Below are 19459 nucleotides of genomic sequence, written 5' to 3'. Positions count from 1 at the left end.
AGGTACTTCTACCGGCCCACGTACTTCGGCTGCTCCTTGGCCAGGAACGCGGCCACCGCGATCCCGTGGTCCTCGGAGGCCCCCGCCCGGGTCTGGAGCTCGTCCTCCTTCTCCAGCGCCTCGGCCAGCGAGTGCCCCGCCCCGTACGCGAGTGACTCCTTGAGGGCCGCGTACGCGAGCGTCGGGCCGTCGGCCAGCGCGCGGGCCACGGCCGCCGCCTCGGCCGCCAGCTCGGCGGCCGGGACCAGCTTGTTGACGATGCCGAGGTCGTACGCCTCGCGCGCCGGGACCGAGCGCGGGAAGAGCAGCAGGTCGGCGGCGCGGGAGTGGCCGATCAGGCGCGGGAGCGTCCAGGAGACGCCCGAGTCGGCGGTCAGCGCGACCCCCGCGAACGAGGTGTTGAAGGCGGCCGTGTCCGCCACCACCCGGTAGTCGGCGGCCAGCGCGAAGCCGAAGCCAGCGCCCGCCGCGACCCCGTTCACCCCGGCCACGACCGGCTTGGGCATCTCGGTGAGGGCCTTCACGATCGGGTTGTAGTGCTCGCGGACCGTGCTCATCGTGGAGCCGGTGCCCGCCTCGCGGTCCGCCTTGAGCAGGGCCACGTGCTCCTTGAGGTCCTGGCCCACGCAGAACGCCCGGCCCGTCGCCGTGAGCAGGACCGCCCGTACCGCGGGGTCCGCCGCGGCGGCCCGTACCGCGTCCCGCAGGGCGACCTTGGCCTCGGTGTTCATGGCGTTCATGGCGTCGGGACGGTTGATCGTGATCGTCGCGAGCCCGTCGGTCACCTCGTAGAGCACGGTGTCGGCCATTGGGATGGGTCCCCTCGGTTTGCGGTGTCGTGTCCGCCCAGCATGGCGGAGATCATCGGCGCCGCACATGTGACCTGCGTCAAACAATCTCGGCCACCGCCCGGACCGGGGGTGGCGAAGTATCGCAGGCGGATCGCCGAATTGGGTGGTTTTGATAGAGCGCGTTGCGCAAGCGATGCCGACCGATGTTGGTCATCGGGTCCTGCGATGCGGGATAATGACCTGGAAGCAATGTGTTCGATGCCGGTAACACGGTGCCTGTCATGGGGCCGCCGGCTGCGATGAGCTGGTTTCAGGAAGGGGAAACAGCATGGCGGCCATGAAGCCGCGGACGGGCGACGGCCCGCTCGAGGTGACCAAGGAGGGGCGGGGCATCGTCATGCGCGTTCCGCTCGAAGGCGGCGGACGGCTTGTGGTCGAGCTGACCCCGGACGAGGCCGAGGCGCTCGGTGACGCTCTGAAGAAGGTCGTCGGCTGATTCAGCGGGCTTGACCCATAATCTGCCCCCGCCCCGGGCCGGTACACACGTACCGGCCCGGGGCGGAGTAGTTTTCGGGGCCGCGCGGAGCGGTCGCCGGAGCCACGCGGCCCCGCGGAACGCCGTCAGCCGCGCTTCACGGCGCACAGCAGGCCGTCGCCGACCGGCAGCAGCGACCCGACGAGCTCCTGGCTCTCGCGTACGGTCCGCAGCAGGTCGCGCAGCCGCAGTACCTCGGCGGGCTGGACGCCGGAGTCGACCGTACGGCCGTCGGCGAAGACTCCTTCGAAGCAGACGATCCCGCCGGGCCGCAGCAGGCGCAACGATTCAGCGAGGTAGTCCAGGGACTCCGTACGGTCGCCGTCGCAGAACACCAGGTCGTATCCGCCGTCGGCGAGGCGCGGCAGGACCTCCAGAGCGCGCCCGGGGATGAAACGCGCCCGGTTCCCGGCGAAGCCCGCCGCGCGGAACGCCTGCTTGGCGAACTGCTGGCGGTCCGCCTCGGGGTCGACGGTGGTCAGCACGCCGTCCGGCCGCAGGCCTTGGAGCAGATAGATCCCGGAGACGCCGGTTCCGGTGCCGATCTCGGCGACCGCCTTGGCGTCGGCGGTGGCAGCGAGCAGGCGCAGCGCCGCGCCGGTCCCCGGGGACACCGAACGCAGTCCTGCCTCCCGGGACCGCTCGCGGGCCCAGCGCAGCGCGTCGTCCTCGGCGACAAAGGCGTCGGCGAACGCCCAGCTCGTCTGCCGGTTGGCGGTAATGGCCCTCTCCTGTCCCCGTAGTTGGCGCGCAACGGTGACTGTATCCGCTGCGCCCGGGAACCCGCAGATGGGACCGGGCGTTATGAAGGGCGGGGGGAGACATGTACGAGTACGAAATCCCGGTCCCCGAGCGGTCCGGGAAGCAACGCGGTTCGAGGGGCACGAAGCCGGCCCCAAATGCGCGTAAAGATTCTTATCCGGAGCTAACGGGCGAGGTGGCTATGGTAGGGGCTCCGCTGGACACCACCAGAGCCGACAGGGGAGGTGCGGCTGCGCCTGTGGATCGGGGAGGAGTGCTCCGGCGCTTTCTCAGGTCGGCGGGTGAGCCGAAATCCGTGACCTACACCGCTGACAGTTCCACCGCCGCAGCATCCGCAGCCACCGCGACCTTCGCCGACGCGGATTCCCCGGCGTGGACCCCTCCCACCTGGGAGGAGATCGTCAGCACGCACAGCGGCCGCGTCTACCGCCTCGCCTACCGCCTGACGGGCAATCAGCACGACGCCGAGGACCTCACCCAGGAGGTCTTCGTCCGCGTCTTCCGCTCGCTGTCGACGTATACGCCGGGCACGTTCGAGGGCTGGCTGCACCGGATCACCACCAACCTCTTCCTGGACATGGTCCGCCGCCGCCAGCGCATCCGCTTCGACGCCCTGGGCGACGACGCGGCCGAGCGCCTCCCCAGCCGCGACCCCTCCCCCCAGCAGGTCTTCAACGACGCGCACTTCGACGCCGACGTCCAGCAGGCGCTGGACACCCTCGCGCCCGAGTTCCGCGCCGCCGTCGTCCTCTGCGACATCGAGGGCCTGTCGTACGAGGAGATCGCCGCCACCCTCGGCGTGAAGCTCGGCACCGTGCGCAGCCGGATCCACCGCGGCCGCTCGCATCTGCGCAAGGCCCTGAAGCACCGCTCGCCCGAGGCCCGTGCCGAGCAGCAGCGTGCCCTCGCGGGGGTGGCGCCAGGCGCCCCGGGGGCGGCCGGAGAGGGGACCGCGTGACCGGCACCAGTCCCACCCCCGCCGAGCAGCACCTGGGGGACCGCCTCGCCGCCCTGGTCGACGGCGAGCTCAGCCATGACGCGCGCGAGCGGGTCCTGTCGCATCTGGCCACCTGTCCCAAGTGCAAGGCGGAGGCCGACGCGCAGCGCCGCGTCAAGAGCGTCTTCGCGCAGACGGCACCACCCGCCCCCTCCGAGGGCCTGCTGGCCCGGCTCCAGGGGCTGCCCGGGGGACCCGGAGGTGACGACGACGGTCGGGGACCATTCGGCGGGGGCCGCCTTGCCGGCGGAGTCTTCTCGCCCGGAGCCCTGAGCGATCCGCACGACCCGGTCGGGGGCTTCGGCTATGTGCCCGGCGGGGCCCATGCGACCGTTCTCGGCGGCGGGCTGCCCGGCCGCGGCTTCCGGATCCACGAAGTGGCCCGCTCCGAGGAGCGTTCCGGCTCGCCGTGGCGCGGGCGCAGAATCGCCTTCGCCGCCGCCAGCGCGGTCTCCCTGGCGGCGATCGCGCTCGGCGGCGCGGTCCCGTCGGACTCAGGAGCGGAGACGAGCGCCCGGGGCGACGGCTCGGGCAGCACGGTCACGCCGCTGCGCGCCCAGAGCCCGTCGGCCACTCCCGCCTCGCGGGCGCCCCTGTCGCCCCTGTCCATGGAGTCGGAGCGCAGACGGGGCGGTTCGGCGCGCGCACCGGTGGCCCCGGAGTCCACGGCGCCGGTGGCGATGGGGCTGGCCGGGCTCAACGGAGTGCCGTCCCAGCCGGCCCCGCAGCCGTTCGGCAATCCCTTCCGCGCGGCTCTGCTGAGCAGTTCGTCACTGCCTCCGCTGATACGGCCGGCGGTCGCCACCCTGGCGGTGCGGCCGGGCTCGCCCGTGCCCGCGCTCCCGGGCGCGACCCCGTCCTCGTCGCCGACGCCTCTGGCGGCTCCCCGTCACTGACCCGTGCCCTGCGCTCCTCCCGGCAAACCTGGTTGAATCCGTGGGAGGGGTGCCCCCGGGGGCACGCGGCACAGTTGCGGGGAGAGCATGAACGACGGGAAGCCCACCGGGTCCAAGGGGATGGCGCCGCAGGCGCCGGTGCCGGGTGAGCCGGTGGGCGGGGACGCGTCGGTCCAGGGTGAGCCGGTTCACAGTGATTCGGTGGTTCCTGGGGCGACGGAGGTGCGGGCTTCCGGGGCGCCGGAAGGTTCTGGCGACGAGGAAGGGCCGTACGCGCTCGCTCCGGGGGAGCCCGTCGAGGACGAGTCCGCGTATCGGCTCGCGCCGCCCGCGCCGGCCGATGAGCCCGACCACGACCCCGCCCGGCCCGAGGGCACCGAGCCGCCCCGGCGGCCGTTGCACGCGCCGGATCCGTACGGGACGCCGCCGTACGGCGGGCCCGGGCCGTGGGCGCCCGCGCCGCCCGTGCAGCGTCCGGCACCGCCCGCCGGGCCGGTGCCGCCCCAGGGCGCGTACCCGACCCCGGAGGCCCCGGCCCCGGCGCCGTACCCCGCACCGGAAGGCGTGGCCCCGGCCCCGTACCCCGTACCCGAGGGTGTGACTCCAGCCCCGGCCCCGGCCCCGTACCCCGTCCCCGAAGGCGCGACTCCTGCCCCGCCCTCGTCCCAGTGGATGCAGTACGACCCCTGGGGTGCGGCCGGGCGGCCGCTGAGCACGGCCGGGGTGCCGGGGAAGCGGAAGTCGCGGCGCGGGGTGCTCGTCCTGGGGGCCGTGGTCCTCGCGCTGGTCGCGGGCGGCATCGGCGGCGGCGTCGGCGCGTACATCGAGCGCACCGGCACCACGCACGTCGATCTGCCGCAGGCCGGCAAGGGGCCCACCGGGCGCGCGCCCGACAGCGTCGCCGGGATCGCCGCCAGCGCCCTGCCGGGCGTGGTCACTCTGCACGTCAGAGGGGAGAGCGAGTCCGGCACCGGCACCGGCTTCGTGCTCGACAACGCCGGGCACATCCTCACCAACAACCACGTCGTGGAGCCCGCGGGCTCGTCCGGCGACATCAGCGTGACGTTCAGCGGCGGCGAGACCGCCCGCGCCACGGTGGTCGGCCGGGACTCCGGGTACGACCTCGCCGTGGTCCGCGTCACCGGTGTCTCCGGGCTGAAGCCGCTGCCGCTGGGCAACTCCGACAACGTCCAGGTCGGTGACCCGGTGGTGGCCATCGGCGCCCCCTTCGACCTCTCCAACACCGTCACCTCGGGCATCATCAGCGCCAAGGAGCGCCCGATCACGGCGGGCGGCGAGAAGGGCGACGGCAGCGACGTCAGCTATGTCGACGCGCTCCAGACCGACGCCCCGATAAACCCGGGCAACTCGGGCGGCCCGCTGCTCGACTCGCGCGCCCACGTCGTCGGCATCAACAGCGCGATCCGCGCCGCGGGCAACAGCGGCAGCGGCGGCCAGGGCGGCTCCATCGGGCTGGGCTTCGCGATCCCGGTCAACCAGGGCAAGCGGGTCGCCGAAGAGCTGATCAACACCGGTAAGGCCACCCACCCGGTCATCGGGGTGACGCTCGACATGAAGTTCACCGGCGACGGCGCCCGGGTCGGCACCAAGGCCGCCGATGGCAAGCCGTCCGTGCTGCCCGGCGGCCCCGGTGCCACGGCGGGCATCAAGCCCGAGGACGTGATCACCAAGGTCGACGGCCAGCGGGTGCACAGTGCCGAGGAGCTGATCGTCAAGATCCGCTCGCACCGCCCCGGCGACCGTCTGGAGCTGACGCTCAAGCGCGGCGGCCAGGAGCAGCGGCTCACCCTGACCCTCGGCTCGGCGACCTCCTGACGTACTGCCCGCCCTGCCCCATGGGTCCCTCTCGGTCACCCGTGGGGCAAGCGGCGGCCAAAGGTCACCGGGAAGGTACCGTTTCGACAGTTTCGGCGGGTACCGTGGAGCGGTCCATGACTGGACCCGGGAGCAGAGCCACGAGGAGCAGCAGGTGTTCAACGACATAGGGCCCATGGAGCTCGTCACCCTCGTGGTCCTCGCTGTGCTCATCTTCGGCCCGGACAAGCTGCCCAAGCTGATCCAGGACGTGTCGGGGTTCATCCGTAAGATCCGCAGCTTCTCGGAGACCGCCAAGGCGGACATCCGCGCGGAACTCGGCCCGGAGTTCAAGGACTTCGAGTTCGAGGACCTGAACCCGAAGACGTTCGTACGCAAGCAGCTCATGGACAACGACGACCTGGGTCTCAAGGAGATCCGCAACAGCTTCGACCTGCGCAAGGACATGGAAGAGGTCGCGGACGCGGTGCACGGCCGCGAGAGCGTGACCGGGTCCGCCGCCGCCACGACGGCCGCCAACGGCTCGGCGGCGGGGGTCGCGGGCACGCCCGACCTCCTCAAGAAGCGCGAGAAGCTCGACCCCGGCGAGCGCCCCCCGTTCGACGCCGACGCCACCTGACACAACCCCCCGGATTTCGTACAGGACGTCAATCTGAGCCACGTCCGGACCGTCATTCCCGGTGGGCACGGCCGGGGTGGCTATCCTCCATAGGTCCGGCAGCCAGGTCGCCCGAGGGGGGCGGGCCGCTCCGGACACCTACGGATCGAGGAGGCGGCCGGGCAGTGGAGACGACGAGTCGGGTTACGGCACAGGGGCCCACCGAGGACACCCCGTCCACACCGGAAGGGGTGCCGGCGGCCCGGCGTACGGTCGACGGCTATCTGCGGGCGCCGTTCGCCTGGTACGGCCTGGACGAGGCCTTCACCGGGCCGCGCTGGCTGATGCAGGTGGCCACGGCGGCGGACGGCACCGTGCAGCACGGGTCCACCGGCCACGGCGACGAGCCGTCGATACGGCCCGACGCGGCCGACCGCTCCGCCGCCGACCGCGAGCGCTTCGCGGTGGTCGTGAGCGTCCCCGCCAACCCGACGCGGCGCAGCGGCGACGGTACGGGGGTGCTGGAGGCCACCTCGGTCTCCTCCGCGGCGTGGCTGGCCGGTTCCGGGCTGCTCTCGTTCACCTGGCCCGCCCAGATGGACCACGTGCTGCGCAACGACTGGCTGGACCAGCAGACCGAGGCGGCGTGGGAGCTTGCGGACGATCTGGCCGGGGCGGACTGGACCACGCTCTCGCTGCCGGTCGACGGGGTCGCCACGCCGTTCCACTACCGGGAGTCCGAGTTCGGGTGGGTGCTGGCCGGCTCCGCCGGGGGCGGGGTGCATCTGGGTGCGTACGGGCGCGGCCTGAGCGCGTACGGGCTCGGGTTCGCCGTGGTCAAGGACATCACGTCGTACGCGTGACGCTCCGCTGCGGTGGGCGGGTGTCTGTCTGCGGAGCGTGCTGGGCTGGCCGCGCGGTTCCCCGCGCCCCCAGGGGGCCGTGCCTCGGGCAGACGTAACCTCGGGCACAAGTAAGGGGCGCCCCGTCATTGTGGGCGCCCCTTACTCGTATCCGCTGCCTAGAACTTGTTCCTCGGCGTGATCCCCAGCGACATGCCCGACAGGCCGCGCTGGCGGCCGCCCAGCTTGCCCGCGATCGCCCGCAGGGCCGCGCCCGCGGGGGAGTCGGGGTCGGAGAGGACCACCGGCTTGCCGTCGTCGCCGCCCTCGCGCAGGCGCACGTCGATCGGGATCGAGCCGAGCACCGGCACGTTCGCGCCGGTCGTCTTCGTCAGGCCCTCCGCGACCTTCTCGCCGCCGCCCGTGCCGAACACGTCGACCATCTCGTCGCAGTGCGGGCAGGGCAGGCCCGCCATGTTCTCGACCACGCCGACGATCTTCTGGTGGGTCTGCACCGCGATCGAGCCCGCCCGCTCGGCCACCTCGGCGGCCGCCTGCTGGGGGGTGGTGACGACCAGGATCTCCGCGTTCGGGACCAGCTGGGCCACCGAGATCGCGATGTCGCCGGTGCCCGGGGGCAGGTCGAGCAGCAGGACGTCGAGGTCGCCCCAGTAGACGTCGGCCAGGAACTGCTGCAACGCCCTGTGCAGCATGGGCCCGCGCCAGACCACCGGCGCGTTGCCCGGGGTGAACATACCGATGGAGATGACCTTCACGCCGTTCGCCGACGGCGGCATGATCATGTTCTCGACCTGGGTGGGACGGCCGTCCACGCCCAGCATGCGGGGCACCGAGTGCCCGTAGATGTCGGCGTCGACGACACCGACCTTCAGCCCGTCCGCCGCCATCGCCGCGGCGAGGTTCACCGTCACCGAGGACTTGCCGACGCCGCCCTTGCCGGACGCCACCGCGTACACCCGGGTCAGCGAGCCGGGCTTGGCGAAGGGCACCTCGCGCTCGGCGGTGCCGCCGCGCAGCGACGCGGCGAGCTCCTTGCGCTGTTCGTCGCTCATCACGTCGAGCGTGACGTCGACGCGCGTGACGCCCTCGACCCGCTCGACCGCCTCGGTCACGTTCTTCGTGATCGTGTCGCGCATCGGGCAGCCGGAGACCGTCAGGTACACCGTGACAGCGACCGCCCCGTCCGTCCCGATCTCGACCGTCTTGACCATGCCGAGCTCAGTGATCGGGCGGTGGATCTCTGGGTCGTTCACCGTCGCCAGTGCTTCGCGCACCGCGTCATCCGTAACCATATGGAGATGGTACGGCGCCGGGTGCCGCCCCCGGAAAGGCCTAGCGGCGGTCTGATTCGTCACTTCTGTAGGGAGCCTCCGGCGGGAATACGACGCGCCGGTCCTCCATCTCCTTGATCAGGTCCTGCAGTTCCGAGCGGATCCAGTCCCGGGTGGCGACCTCGCCGAGGCCCATCCGCAGCGCGGCGATCTCCCGGGTGAGGTACTCGGTGTCGGCGATGGAGCGCTCGTTGGACTTGCGGTCCTGCTCCAGGTTGACCCGGTCGCGGTCGTCCTGCCGGTTCTGCGCGAGCAGGATCAGCGGGGCCGCGTACGAGGCCTGGAGGGACAGGGCGAGGGTCAGGAAGATGAACGGGTACTCGTCGAAGCGCACCGGCGGCGGCGCGAAGATGTTCCAGACCACCCACAGGATGATCACCAGGGTCATCCAGACGATGAACCGCCCGGTCCCCAGGAAGCGGGCGATCTTCTCGGAGAACCGGCCGAACGCCTCCGGGTCGTACGCCGGCAGCAGCCGCAGCCGGGGCGCGCGCGGCTGGTCGAGACGGGCGCGCGGGCCGCGCGGCATGGCGCTCGCCCCCGCCGCGCGCGTGCGGTCGCGCTCCTCGGTGCGGTCAGCCATCCGAGCCCCCCTCGGAGGCGTGGAACTCCGCCTCGCGCCAGTCGTCGGGCAGCAGGTGGTCCAGCACGTCGTCGACGGTGACCGCGCCGAGCAGCGAGCCGCTGTCGTCCACGACGGGCGCGGCGACCATGTTGTACGCGGCGAGGAACGCGGTCACGGCGGGCAGCGGGGTCTGCGGGGACAGCGGCGGCAGGTCGTTGTCCACGATCGAGGAGACCAGGGTGAACGGCGGATCCCGCAGCAGCCGCTGGAAGTGCACCGTGCCCAGGTACTTCCCGGTCGGCGTCTCGTCGGGCGGCCGGCACACGTACACCTGCGCGGCGAGCGCGGGCGAGAGGTCCTGCTGGCGTACGCGCGCGAGGGCGTCGGCGACCGTGGCATCCGGGCGCAGCACGATCGGCTCGGTGGTCATGAGACCGCCCGCGGTGCGCTCCTCGTACGAGAGCAGCCGGCGCACGTCCGCCGCGTCGTCCGGCTGCATCAGGGTCAGCAGCCGCTCCTTGTCCTCCTCGGGCAGCTCGGAGAGCAGGTCGGCGGCGTCGTCCGGGTCCATCGCCTCCAGGACGTCGGCGGCCCGCTCGTCCTTCAGCTTGCTGAGGATCTCCACCTGGTCGTCGTCCGGCAGCTCCTCCATCACGTCCGCGAGCCGGTCGTCGTCGAGGGCCGCGGCCACTTCGCCGCGGCGCTTGGGGGAGAGGTGGTGCAGCACGTTGGCAAGGTCGGCGGGGCGCAGCTGCTCGAAGGTGGCGAGCAGGCTCTCGGCGCCCTGGCCGTGCTCCTCCAGGGAGAAGCCGGTGACGGCGGACCACTCGACGGTCAGGGTCTCGCCCTTGCGCCGCAGCGCGCCGCCCTTGCCCCGGCGTACGAAGACCTTGTCGATCTCCCAGTCGCGGCGGGCGGGCAGCTGCTGGATGGCCACGTCCAGGACCGTGACCTCCTCGCCGGACTCGACGAGGGTGACCCGGCGGTCGAGGAGCTCGCCGAGGACGAGCCTTTCGGTGGGGCGCTGCTCGAAGCGGCGCAGATTGACCACGCCGGTCGTGATGACCTGGCCGGACTCCACCCCGCTGACCCGGGTCATCGGCAGGAAGATCAGCCGGCGGCCGGCCACTTCGACGACGACGCCGAGCAGCCGGGGCGGGCGGCGGCCGACGCGGAGTATCGCGACCAGGTCGCGTACCCGGCCCACCTGGTCGCCGTTGGGGTCGAAGACGGCGACGCCGGAGAGGTGCGAAACGAAGATCCGGGGGGCGCCTGCCGCCATGCCGTGCGCCTCCTCTTGAGCGTGATCCGACCCTGTCGTGGCCTGAAATGGCGCTGAATATCTGATTCAGGCTAGCCGGTGACCATCCGGTACGCCTTTGAGGGGCGTCCGTACGGCTCTCTGCTGGGCAGCGTAGACGGCCCGGGTAGGGTGCGGTCTGCCGACCCCGACTTCGCGCCCCCCACCTCGCGCGCTCCGACGAAAGGCCGTGTGCCGGTGACCACTCGCTCCCTGTCCGTGCGCGCCCGCCGGGCCGCGCTCCCCGTCGCGCTCTGCGCGGGGCTCGCCACGGCCGTCACGGCGTGCGCCTCGGATCCGGACGAGGGGACCAACGGCGTCGGCAAGCTCTCCGCCACCGACATCGAGGGCAAGGCGCGCACGGCGGCGGACGGCGCCGACGCGGTGCACCTCAGCGGCACGCTGGTCAGCAAGGGCGGCTCGTACAAGATCGACATGCGGCTGAAGGGGACCGGCGCCACCGGCACGGTCACCTCGAAGAACACGACGTTCGGGCTGCTGCGGGTGGGCGACGAGCTCTATCTGAAGGCCGACGCGGGGTTCTGGTCGCACCGGGACGACAAGGGCTCCGGCGACTCCGGCAGCGCGGCCGCGGTGGGCAAGCAGCTCGACGACAAGTACGTGAAGGTGCCCTCGGGCGACCCCTCCTACCAGGAGCTGCGCGGCTTCACGGACAAGAGCGCGCTCCTGAGGGGCATGCTCGGGCTCCAGGGCGAGCTGTCCAAGGGCGACCGGTCCAAGGTCGGCGGGGTGCGCACGATCCGCGTCAAGGCGGGCAAGGACGGCGAGGGCGGCACGCTCGACATCTCGCTCCAGGGCATCCCGTACCCCCTGCGCTTCGAGCGCGCGGGCGGTGCGGGCGTGCTCGAACTGGTCGACTGGAACCAGGACTTCGCCCTGGCGGCTCCGTCGAAGGACGCGACGGTGGATTACGGCCGCCAACTCCCGAAGACGTAGGGCCCGGCCCCTGCGCCTGCCCGCTCCGCGGAACGGCTCGTTCTTCGTCTGCGGGCCGTCTGTGGCTGTCGCGCAGTTCCCCGCGCCCCTGAAGATGCGCCCCTCCGGTCCGCCCAGGGGATTGCCGCGCAGCGGCATTCATAGGGGCGCGGGGAACTGCGCGAGCAACCCAGACGGTCCGCAGACGAACCACCGACCTTCAGGCCCGCTTCCGCTTCCGCTTCAGCAGCAGCTTCGGCAGCGCCGCCGGAATCGGCTGGCGGGTGGTCGCCGGGGTCTCGACCGGGCGGGCCGCCAGCGAGCCCGAGGGCATCTCCGTGCTGACCTCGACCGGCGCCAGGCGCAGCACCCGGCACTCCCGCGCCCAGCGCCCCGTCACCGCCTCCCCGTCCGGCGCGTTCAGCCGCTTCGCCTTCAGCTCGGTGGCCACCGCCTCCCACAGCTCGCCGTGCGGCGCGACCTCGCTCACCGCCGCTGTCCAGGCCACCAGGCGGCCGCCCTTGTCCTTGCTGCGGACGGTCACCTCGGCGGTGCCGCCGTCGACCAGGCCTTCGAGGGGCTGCTCGCCGGGGCCGCCGCCCACCACGTACGCGGCGCCTTCGTGCCACACGTGCCACAGCGCGCGGTCGGCGGTCCCGGTGCCGCGCACCCAGATCAGCCCGGACTTCTTGGTGGCCTCCTCGACGAGGGCCCGGTCGAGCAGCGCAGGTGTCATGGGGTCACTTTATGGGACGGCCGGTACGGGGGTGTCGGCGTTGTCCACAGCCTGGATCGACAGTTCCGTAAATATGTTTAGCGCCTTACTCTCTCGTCGTGCCCACCACCCCCGCGCCCGCCGCCACCACCGCGCCCGCCGCCACCCCGGCCTCGGCCGCCGCTGCTCCGGCCGCCCCCCGGCTGGACCTCGCGCTGCTCGCCGTCGCCATCGCCAGCGTGTCGCTCTCCGCGCCGCTCATCGCCGCGACGGCGGCCCCCGCGCTGGCCATCGCGTTCTGGCGCAACGCCATGGCCGTCGGCGCGCTGACCCCGCTGGCCGCGGTCAGGTACCGGGCGCAGCTGCGCGGGCTGACCCGGCGCGAGGTGGGCCTCGCGGTCGCCGCCGGGGCGCTGCTCGCGCTGCACTTCGGGCTCTGGCTGCCGAGCCTGCGGATGACGTCCGTGGCGTCCTCGACCGCGCTGTGCACCACGACGCCGATCTGGACCACCATCGCGCTGCGCCTGCGCGGCCACCGGCCGCCCGCCATGGTCTGGGCCGGAACGCTGGTCGCCTGCGCGGGCGTCGTGATGCTCACCGGCATCGACATGACCACTTCGCCGCGCGCCCTCGCCGGTGACGCGCTCGCGCTCGGCGGTGGCGTCGCAGCCGCCGGGTACGTGCTGCTCGGCGCCGAGGTCCGGCGGACCGTGGACACCGTCCCGTACACCTACCTCTGTTACGGGACGGCCGCCGCCGGGCTGCTCGGCGCCTGTCTGGCGAGCGGGGCGGACCTCACCTCGTACTCCGGGGTCACCTGGGTCAAGCTGGCCGCGCTCACCGTCGCCGCGCAGCTGCTCGGCCACTCGCTGCTCAACCGGGTGGTGCGCGGCCTGGGGGCCTCCGTGACGTCCACGGCGATCCTCCTGGAGACGCCGGGCGCCGCCCTCATCGCGGCGCTCTGGCTGGGCCAGCGGCCGCCCGCGCTCGCCTGGCCCGCGCTCGTGGTGATCCTCGGCGGGCTGGCGCTGGTCGTCAGAGCCAGCCGTTCCGCTTGAGCGTGCGGTGGATGACGAGGCAGCTGCCGGCGATGGCGGCCAGGACGAGCGGATAGCCGTACTTCCAGTGCAGCTCCGGCATGTGGTCGAAGTTCATGCCGTACACCCCGCACACCATCGTCGGTACGGCGATGATCGCCGCCCATGAGGTGATCTTGCGCATGTCCTCGTTCTGGGCGAACGAGGCCTGGGCCAGATTGGCCTGGAGGATCGAGTTCAGGAGCTCGTCGAAGGCGACGACGTGCTCCTGCACGCGCGCGAGGTGGTCGGCGACGTCCCGGAAGTACTTCTGGATGTCCGGGTCGACCAGCCGCATCGGCCGCTCGCTGAGCAGCTGCATCGGCCGCAGCAGCGGCGAGACCGCCCGCTTGAACTCCAGGACCTCGCGCTTGAGTTGGTAGATCCGCCCGGCGTCCGTGCCGCGCGGGCTGCCCTTGGTCGGGGCCGAGAAGACGTCGATCTCGACCTCGTCGATGTCGTCCTGCATCGCGTCCACGACCGCCAGATAGCCGTCGACGACCTGGTCGGCGATGGCGTGCAGCACGGCCGAGGGGCCCTTGGCGAGCAGCTCGGGGTCGTCCTGGAGGCGCTTGCGCAGCGCCCGCAGCGAGCCCTGGCCGCCGTGCCGGACGGTGATCACGAAGTCCCGGCCGGTGAAGCACATGACCTCGCCGGTCTCCACGACCTCGCTGGTCGCGGTGAGTTCGGCGTGCTCCACGTAGTGGACGGTCTTGAAGACGGTGAAGAGCGTGTCGTCGTACCGTTCCAGCTTGGGCCGCTGGTGGGCGTGGACCGCGTCCTCCACGGCCAGCGGGTGCAGCCCGAACTCGGCCGCGATACCGGCGAATTCGGCCTCGGTGGGCTCGTGCAGACCGATCCAGGCGAAGCCGCCGTCCTCTCGGACGTACCGCATCGCCTCGCGCGGCGAGAGGCAGGAGTCGGCCTCGATGCGCAGCCCGTCGCGGTAGACCGCGCAGTCGACGACGGCGCTGCTGGCGGAGGGGTCGCGGGTGGGGTCGTACGAGTTGTGCGGGGCGCTGGCCTTGCGCAGCGACGGGCGCAGCGAGGGGCGGACCGCGGCGCGCAGGTCACGGATCATGGACATGGCAGGACTCCTTCGCGGAGAGGCCGCCGGCGGGCGTGGCACTGCCCGGAATGGGGACGTGACGCGACGAGTGCGTATCTGCGTACGTCCGCAAAGCGGGCGGTACCGCGAGTGCGGTGACGGCGTTCGCTACTGAAACGGACTGGGCGAGGCGATGTGCTCTTCCGTCGTGCGAAATGCCATGAGACTCAGAGGTTTCCCGGTGGAACGGCCGGGTAAGGAGGTCTCGATCACAGGGAACAACGAAGGCGCACGGAAGAGCGGTTGGTACTGCCAGGCCGACTTCGATCCATCGCAGCCCCACCTCCTCCGGCCGGTCCCCCGTGAGGGACTTCCTGCTGCCCTGAACAGCGGCCAAGACTATCAGTCGGCGCAAGTGTCAAGTCCGCACTTTGCCCGTTCGATACGCCTTCTATGCTCGCTGCATGGTTGATGTTCTTGCTCTCGTCGAGGCCAGGCTGCGCACCGCCCTCGGTGAACCGGACGCGCGCGCCGCGGTGACCTTCCTCGGTACGGACCGCATCGAGGTGCTGCGCTTCGCCGAGGGGGACATCGTCCGCTACGCCACGCTCGGCATGTCGGCCCAGCCCATGACCGACCCCTCCGCCGCCCTCGCCGACCCGGTCAAGGGCCCGCGCGCCGAGCTGGTCCTCTCCGTACGGGCCGGGCTCGCCGACACGGACAAGGTGCTGCGGCCGCTCGCCGTCCTCGCCTCCACCCCGCAGGTCGAGGGCGTGATCGTGGCCCCCGGCGCCTCGCTCGACATCGGGGAACCGCTGTGGCCCGGCGCGCCGTTCAGCTCGGTCCTGGTGGCCGAGCCGGGCGGGCTCGTCGAGGACCTGGAGCTCGACGACCCGATGGACCCGGTCCGCTTCCTGCCGCTGCTGCCGATGACGGCCAACGAGGCGGCCTGGAAGCGGGTGCGGGGGGCGCAGGAGCTGGAGGAGCGCTGGCTGGCGAACGGGACGGACCTGCGGGATCCGCTGCGTACGTCGGTACGCCTGGACTAGGGCCTTTCGTCACCGGTTGCCACACGCCGGACGGGTGATCGTCCTTGACGCGGCGCGGGACGGGGAGGACCGTTGGCATGTATGAGGGGCGAACCCAGTTGCCCGAAGTGCGGAGGCCGGGTCAGGGCGCCCGGTCTCTTTGCCGACTCCTGGCAGTGCGATCTGCACGGGACGGTGCATCCGCTGCAACCGGTGGTCCCCCCGAGCGTCGAGGCCCTCGGCGTCGTGGTGCACCGGGCGAAGGTGCCCATCTGGATGCCGTGGCCGCTGCCGATCGGCTGGCTCTTCACGGGGGTGGCGTGCGCGGGCGACGACCGCAGCGGCGGGCGCGCTACCGCCGTGGCCTGCTCCGGCCCCGGCCCGCTGGGCGGCATCGGTGAGCTGCTGCTCGTCGCGGAGGAGCTGGGCGTGGGCCTTGGCGCGCGGTACGCGGGCATCGACGGCCCCGACCCCGGCCCGTACATGAGCGTCGACAAACCGCCGCAGGCCAAGGTCCTCGCGGCCGGGCGCCCCACCCCGCTGTGGCACGTGACCGGCACGCCCGACGACCGCGCGGTCTTCGCGGGCGAGGCGCGCGGCCTGTGGCTGTGGGCGATCGTCTGGCCCGAGCAGTCGGGGCTGCTGCTCTACGACGAGCTGGTCCTCACCGATCTGCGCGACGCCGGCGCCGAGGTCGAGCTGGTGCCGTGCGGGGCGCTGTCGCCGCGGATCCTCTCCTGATCCCCCTGCGCGCCCGAGTGCGGTGACCGCCACAGCCGTTACGGGCGGGACAGGGGCTACGCGCAGTTATCCTTGATTGTCCCCCCTGCCGGTTCTACGCCCTGGAGTCACGCGTGCGCATCGATCTGCACACCCACTCCACGGCCTCCGACGGTACGGACACCCCGGCCGAGCTCGTCCGCAACGCGGCGGCCGCCGGTCTCGACGTCGTCGCGCTCACCGACCACGACACCACCCGCGGCTACGCGGAGGCGACCGCGGCGCTGCCCGCCGGGCTGACCCTGGTGACCGGCGCCGAGCTCTCCTGCCGCGTCGACGGCATCGGGCTGCACATGCTGGCGTACCTCTTCGACCCCGAGGAGCCGGAACTTTCGCGCGAGCGCGAACTGGTCCGCGACGACCGGGTGCCGCGCGCCCGGGGGATGGTCGCCAAGCTCCAGGAGCTGGGCGTCCCCGTCACCTGGGAGCAGGTGGCGCGGATCGCGGGCGACGGCTCGGTCGGCCGCCCGCACGTCGCCGAGGCGATGGTCGAACTGGGCGTCGTCGGCTCGGTGTCGGACGCGTTCGTGCCCGAGTGGCTGGCGGACGGCGGACGCGCGTACGTCGGCAAGCACGAGCTCGACCCGTTCGACGCGATCCGGCTGGTCAAGGCCGCCGGCGGGGTCACCGTCTTCGCGCACCCGCTCGCCCTCAAGCGCGGCCGGGTCGTGCCCGAGACGGTGATAGCCGAGCTCGCCTCGGCCGGCCTCGACGGCATCGAGGTCGACCACACGGACCACGACGCGCCCACGCGCGCGCGGCTGCGCTCACTGGCCGCCGAGCTCGGTCTGCTGACCACCGGCTCCAGCGACTACCACGGCGGCCGCAAGGCCGCGCGGCTCGGGGAGTGCACCACCGACCCCGAGATCTACGGCGAGATCACCCGCCGTGCGACGGGCGCGTTCCCCGTCCCGGGCGCGGGCGGAACCGGCCGCTGAGCGCTCCGCGAGGAGTGCGGTCTGTTCGGCTGCGGGTTGTCTGTGGCTGGTCGCGCAGTTCCCCGCGCCCCTCAAGGGGCGCCGGTACCGCCCCGGCCTTCCGCAAGTCCGCCAAGCCCCGGCCCCTTCGCTTGCCCTCCCCGGAGGACTCCGCCATGCGGGGTCCCCCTTTCCCCGTACATCCCTCTTCCTGCAAGGCACCACCGTGTTCGACGCTGCCGTCTTCGGCTCCCTCTTCCTCACCCTTTTCGTCATCATGGATCCCCCCGGGATCACACCGATCTTCCTCGCGCTCACCTCCGGCCGCCCCGCCAAGGTGCAGCGCAAGATGGCGTGGCAGGCCGCGGCCGTGGCCCTCGGCGTGATCACCGTGTTCGGTCTGGTGGGCAACCAGATCCTGGCGTATCTGCACATCGACGTCCCCGCGCTGATGATCGCGGGCGGTCTGCTGCTGCTGCTCATCGCGCTCGACCTGCTCACCGGCAAGATGGAGGAGCCGAAGCAGACCAAGGACGTCAACGTGGCGCTGGTGCCGCTCGGCATGCCGCTGCTCGCCGGTCCCGGCGCGATCGTGCAGGTGATCCTCGCGGTCCAGAACCACGACACGTTCGGCGGTCAGGTCGCGGTGTGGACCGCGATCCTGGCGATGCACATCGTGCTCTGGCTGGTCATGCGGTACTCGCTGCTGATCATCCGGGTGATCAAGGACGGCGGTGTGGTGCTGGTGACGCGGCTCGCGGGCATGATGCTCTCCGCGCTCGCGGTGCAGCAGATCATCAACGGCGTCACCCAGGTGATCCACGGCAGCTGACCTGCCCCAGGGCTCGGTCCCGGCCCCGTCCGCCGCAGCAAAAAGCGCCCCCGTGCACCGATCGGTGCGGGGGCGCTTCGGCTTGCCGCGTAGAAGATCCTTACGCGTTACGAAGCCGAGCTTTCGAGCGGGCGGATGTAGATGCGCTGGCCGATTGCGGCGGCCTGCTGCACGATCCGGTTGACGGAGGCGGCGTCCACGACGGTGCTGTCCACGGCGGAGCCGTCGACGTCGTTGAGGCGCATGATTTCGAAGCGCATGGCTTCTCCCTTCGTCTGATCCTCCTGAAGGAGAACTGCTGGTGCGGGGTGGCGCGGCTTCAGCCTGCACCCTCACGGAGTCCGGACGGTTGCCCGCCCGTTACGTCTGTTCAACGGGTTGCCCTTGGCAAACATTCCCTACGCTAAGGAAATTTTTTCACGGTCTAAATACTGGCTGGTAAGGCGACCGGTTGTGTGGGGTCGCTCACGCCACGGAGAATGGAGCCGATGAGCGAAGCAGGCGACACCACAGGCAGGCCCGGCGGCCCGGACCACCCGGGCGGTACGAGCGCCCCAGGCTCCCCGGGCGACTCCTTCGCGTCCGACATCGGCGCCCAGCTGGAGCGCACCAACCAGCTGCTGCGGCGGATGCTGGCCGAGGTGGCGAAGACGCCCTCCACGCACGCGATCTTCGTGGACGCCGGCTATGTCTACGCGGCGGCGGGCCTGCTGGTCGCCGGGACCGAGGACCGCCGGTCCTTCGACCTCGACGCCGAGGGCCTGATCGAGGCGTTCATCGACAAGGCGCGCACGATCTTCGCGGACAGCCGGCTGCTCCGCGTCTACTGGTACGACGGCGCGCGCCGGCGCATCCACACCTCCGAGCAGCAGTCGATCGCCGAGCTTCCGGACGTCAAGGTCCGCCTCGGCAACCTCAACGCCAACAACCAGCAGAAGGGCGTCGACTCACTGATCCGCTCCGACCTGGAGTCCCTCGCCCGGCACCGCGCCATCAGCGACGCGGCGCTCATCGGCGGCGACGAGGACCTGGTCTCGGCGGTCGAGGCGGCGCAGGGGTACGGCGCCCGGGTCCACCTCTGGGGCATCGAGGCGGCGGAGGGGCGCAACCAGGCGGAGCCGCTGCTGTGGGAGGTCGACAGCCAGCGCACGTTCGACCTCGACTTCTGCAAGCCGTACGTCACCCGGCGGCCGGTGACGATGTACGAGGACAGCGGGCCGACCCCGACGCGGGACGACGTGCGGTTCGTGGGTGCGCAGATCGCGGCGACCTGGCTGTCCGAGCGGGGCCGGGCGGCCCTGGCGCAGCTGCTGCCGGGCCACCCGTATCTGCCGGGCCCGGTCGACCAGGACCTCCTGGTCGAGGCGGAACGGCTGCTCCAGCGGTCGCTGCGGGGGCACGCGGATCTGCGCCGGGCGCTGCGGGACGGGTTCTGGCAGCACTTGCAGTCGCAGTACTAGGGCCTGTCCGGTGGGTCCGGTGGGTCCGGTGGGTCCGGTGGGTCCGGTGGGTCCGGTAGGTCCGGTGGTTCCGGTCGGCTTCGGTGCGGTGCTTGCTGCTAGTGACCTGGTTTTGAGGTCGTGGGTCGCCACGTGAGGCGTCTCCTGTTTCAGGTTGCGGTGTTCGCCTGCGGCAGGTCACGCGTTCACGCTG

General features: G+C 72.0%; 21 protein-coding genes. 13 read left to right on the top strand and 8 right to left on the bottom strand.

Annotated features, from left to right (window positions below):
• Positions 1 to 8 precede the first annotated feature (8 nt).
• Positions 9 to 809, bottom strand: coding sequence for an enoyl-CoA hydratase-related protein (locus AB0G17_RS27830; protein ID WP_361388494.1), 801 nt, complete (start codon positions 807 to 809; stop codon positions 9 to 11).
• Between the two features lie 310 nt (positions 810 to 1119).
• Here AB0G17_RS27830 and AB0G17_RS27825 point away from each other — a divergent pair, with 310 nt between their 5' ends.
• Positions 1120 to 1287, top strand: a complete 168-nt coding sequence (locus AB0G17_RS27825) for a DUF3117 domain-containing protein (protein ID WP_009997451.1) — start codon at positions 1120 to 1122, stop codon at positions 1285 to 1287.
• A 125-nt stretch (positions 1288 to 1412) separates the two neighbouring features.
• Here AB0G17_RS27825 and AB0G17_RS27820 read toward each other — a convergent pair whose 3' ends face one another.
• Positions 1413 to 2117: an O-methyltransferase gene (locus AB0G17_RS27820; protein WP_361388694.1), complete on the bottom strand. Its 705-nt coding sequence runs from the start codon at positions 2115 to 2117 to the stop codon at positions 1413 to 1415.
• Between the two features lie 152 nt (positions 2118 to 2269).
• Between AB0G17_RS27820 and sigE the strand changes: the two genes are divergently transcribed.
• The 5 genes from sigE to AB0G17_RS27795 all read left to right on the top strand — a co-directional run bounded on the left by sigE (position 2270) and on the right by AB0G17_RS27795 (position 7278).
• A complete protein-coding gene (sigE, locus tag AB0G17_RS27815; RefSeq protein ID WP_361388491.1) occupies positions 2270 to 3046 on the top strand; it encodes an RNA polymerase sigma factor SigE in 777 nt (258 codons plus the stop codon).
• Positions 3043 to 3981: a zf-HC2 domain-containing protein gene (locus AB0G17_RS27810; RefSeq protein WP_361388488.1), complete on the top strand. Its 939-nt coding sequence runs from the start codon at positions 3043 to 3045 to the stop codon at positions 3979 to 3981. The genes sigE and AB0G17_RS27810 overlap by 4 nt, the downstream gene beginning before the upstream one ends.
• An 87-nt stretch (positions 3982 to 4068) precedes the next feature.
• The gene (locus AB0G17_RS27805; protein ID WP_361388485.1) at positions 4069 to 5817 is read left to right on the top strand and encodes a trypsin-like peptidase domain-containing protein; all 1749 of its coding nucleotides are present in this window, start codon (positions 4069 to 4071) and stop codon (positions 5815 to 5817) included.
• Positions 5818 to 5971: 154 nt separating this feature from the next.
• Complete coding sequence (locus tag AB0G17_RS27800) at positions 5972 to 6436, top strand: sec-independent translocase (protein ID WP_361388483.1); 465 nt, start codon at positions 5972 to 5974, stop codon at positions 6434 to 6436.
• Between the two features lie 164 nt (positions 6437 to 6600).
• Complete coding sequence (locus AB0G17_RS27795) at positions 6601 to 7278, top strand: hypothetical protein (RefSeq protein ID WP_361388480.1); 678 nt, start codon at positions 6601 to 6603, stop codon at positions 7276 to 7278.
• Between the two features lie 158 nt (positions 7279 to 7436).
• On the opposite strand, the gene AB0G17_RS27790 is transcribed toward AB0G17_RS27795, so the two are convergent.
• The 3 genes from AB0G17_RS27790 to AB0G17_RS27780 are packed head-to-tail and all read right to left on the bottom strand — an operon-like array spanning position 7437 to position 10456.
• Positions 7437 to 8570, bottom strand: coding sequence for an Mrp/NBP35 family ATP-binding protein (locus tag AB0G17_RS27790; protein WP_361388477.1), 1134 nt, complete (start codon positions 8568 to 8570; stop codon positions 7437 to 7439).
• Positions 8571 to 8610: 40 nt separating this feature from the next.
• Positions 8611 to 9192 (bottom strand): DUF1003 domain-containing protein, encoded by a 582-nt coding sequence (locus AB0G17_RS27785; protein ID WP_361388474.1) that lies wholly within the window; start codon positions 9190 to 9192, stop codon positions 8611 to 8613.
• Positions 9185 to 10456, bottom strand: a complete 1272-nt coding sequence (locus AB0G17_RS27780) for a CBS domain-containing protein (RefSeq protein WP_361388471.1) — start codon at positions 10454 to 10456, stop codon at positions 9185 to 9187. Before AB0G17_RS27780 ends, AB0G17_RS27785 begins: the two co-directional genes overlap by 8 nt.
• 216 nt (positions 10457 to 10672) lie before the next feature.
• Between AB0G17_RS27780 and AB0G17_RS27775 the strand changes: the two genes are divergently transcribed.
• Positions 10673 to 11431, top strand: a complete 759-nt coding sequence (locus AB0G17_RS27775; protein ID WP_361388468.1) for a hypothetical protein — start codon at positions 10673 to 10675, stop codon at positions 11429 to 11431.
• A gap of 199 nt (positions 11432 to 11630) precedes the next feature.
• Here AB0G17_RS27775 and AB0G17_RS27770 read toward each other — a convergent pair whose 3' ends face one another.
• Positions 11631 to 12146, bottom strand: a complete 516-nt coding sequence (locus tag AB0G17_RS27770; protein WP_361388465.1) for a hypothetical protein — start codon at positions 12144 to 12146, stop codon at positions 11631 to 11633.
• A gap of 182 nt (positions 12147 to 12328) precedes the next feature.
• Here AB0G17_RS27770 and AB0G17_RS27765 point away from each other — a divergent pair, with 182 nt between their 5' ends.
• Positions 12329 to 13183 (top strand): DMT family transporter, encoded by an 855-nt coding sequence (locus AB0G17_RS27765; protein WP_361388691.1) that lies wholly within the window; start codon positions 12329 to 12331, stop codon positions 13181 to 13183.
• Here AB0G17_RS27765 and AB0G17_RS27760 read toward each other — a convergent pair.
• Entirely contained in the window at positions 13161 to 14288 is a 1128-nt protein-coding gene (locus AB0G17_RS27760; protein WP_361388462.1) for a magnesium and cobalt transport protein CorA, read from the bottom strand. The genes AB0G17_RS27765 and AB0G17_RS27760 overlap by 23 nt on opposite strands.
• A gap of 425 nt (positions 14289 to 14713) precedes the next feature.
• On the opposite strand from AB0G17_RS27760, the gene AB0G17_RS27755 reads away from it, so the two are divergent.
• The 4 genes from AB0G17_RS27755 to AB0G17_RS27740 all read left to right on the top strand — a co-directional run bounded on the left by AB0G17_RS27755 (position 14714) and on the right by AB0G17_RS27740 (position 17806).
• Positions 14714 to 15298, top strand: a complete 585-nt coding sequence (locus tag AB0G17_RS27755) for a suppressor of fused domain protein (RefSeq protein WP_361388459.1) — start codon at positions 14714 to 14716, stop codon at positions 15296 to 15298.
• A gap of 81 nt (positions 15299 to 15379) precedes the next feature.
• A complete protein-coding gene (locus tag AB0G17_RS27750) occupies positions 15380 to 16018 on the top strand; it encodes a DUF6758 family protein (protein WP_361388456.1) in 639 nt (212 codons plus the stop codon).
• Positions 16019 to 16131: 113 nt separating this feature from the next.
• On the top strand, positions 16132 to 16995 hold the full coding sequence (locus AB0G17_RS27745) for a PHP domain-containing protein (protein ID WP_361388453.1): 864 nt from the start codon (positions 16132 to 16134) through the stop codon (positions 16993 to 16995).
• Between the two features lie 205 nt (positions 16996 to 17200).
• Positions 17201 to 17806, top strand: a complete 606-nt coding sequence (locus AB0G17_RS27740) for a MarC family protein (RefSeq protein WP_361388450.1) — start codon at positions 17201 to 17203, stop codon at positions 17804 to 17806.
• A gap of 107 nt (positions 17807 to 17913) precedes the next feature.
• On the opposite strand, the gene AB0G17_RS27735 is transcribed toward AB0G17_RS27740, so the two are convergent.
• Positions 17914 to 18066: a hypothetical protein gene (locus tag AB0G17_RS27735; RefSeq protein WP_361388447.1), complete on the bottom strand. Its 153-nt coding sequence runs from the start codon at positions 18064 to 18066 to the stop codon at positions 17914 to 17916.
• Positions 18067 to 18435: 369 nt separating this feature from the next.
• Between AB0G17_RS27735 and AB0G17_RS27730 the strand changes: the two genes are divergently transcribed.
• Entirely contained in the window at positions 18436 to 19266 is an 831-nt protein-coding gene (locus tag AB0G17_RS27730; protein WP_361388688.1) for an NYN domain-containing protein, read from the top strand.
• Positions 19267 to 19459: the final 193 nt, after the last annotated feature.

Origin of the sequence: Streptomyces sp. NPDC023838 (assembly GCF_040639555.1) — a bacterium.
Classification (GTDB): domain Bacteria; phylum Actinomycetota; class Actinomycetes; order Streptomycetales; family Streptomycetaceae; genus Streptomyces.
The sequence above is the reverse complement of the archived record's forward strand: the minus strand, read 5'-3'. Positions and strand labels throughout refer to the sequence as shown.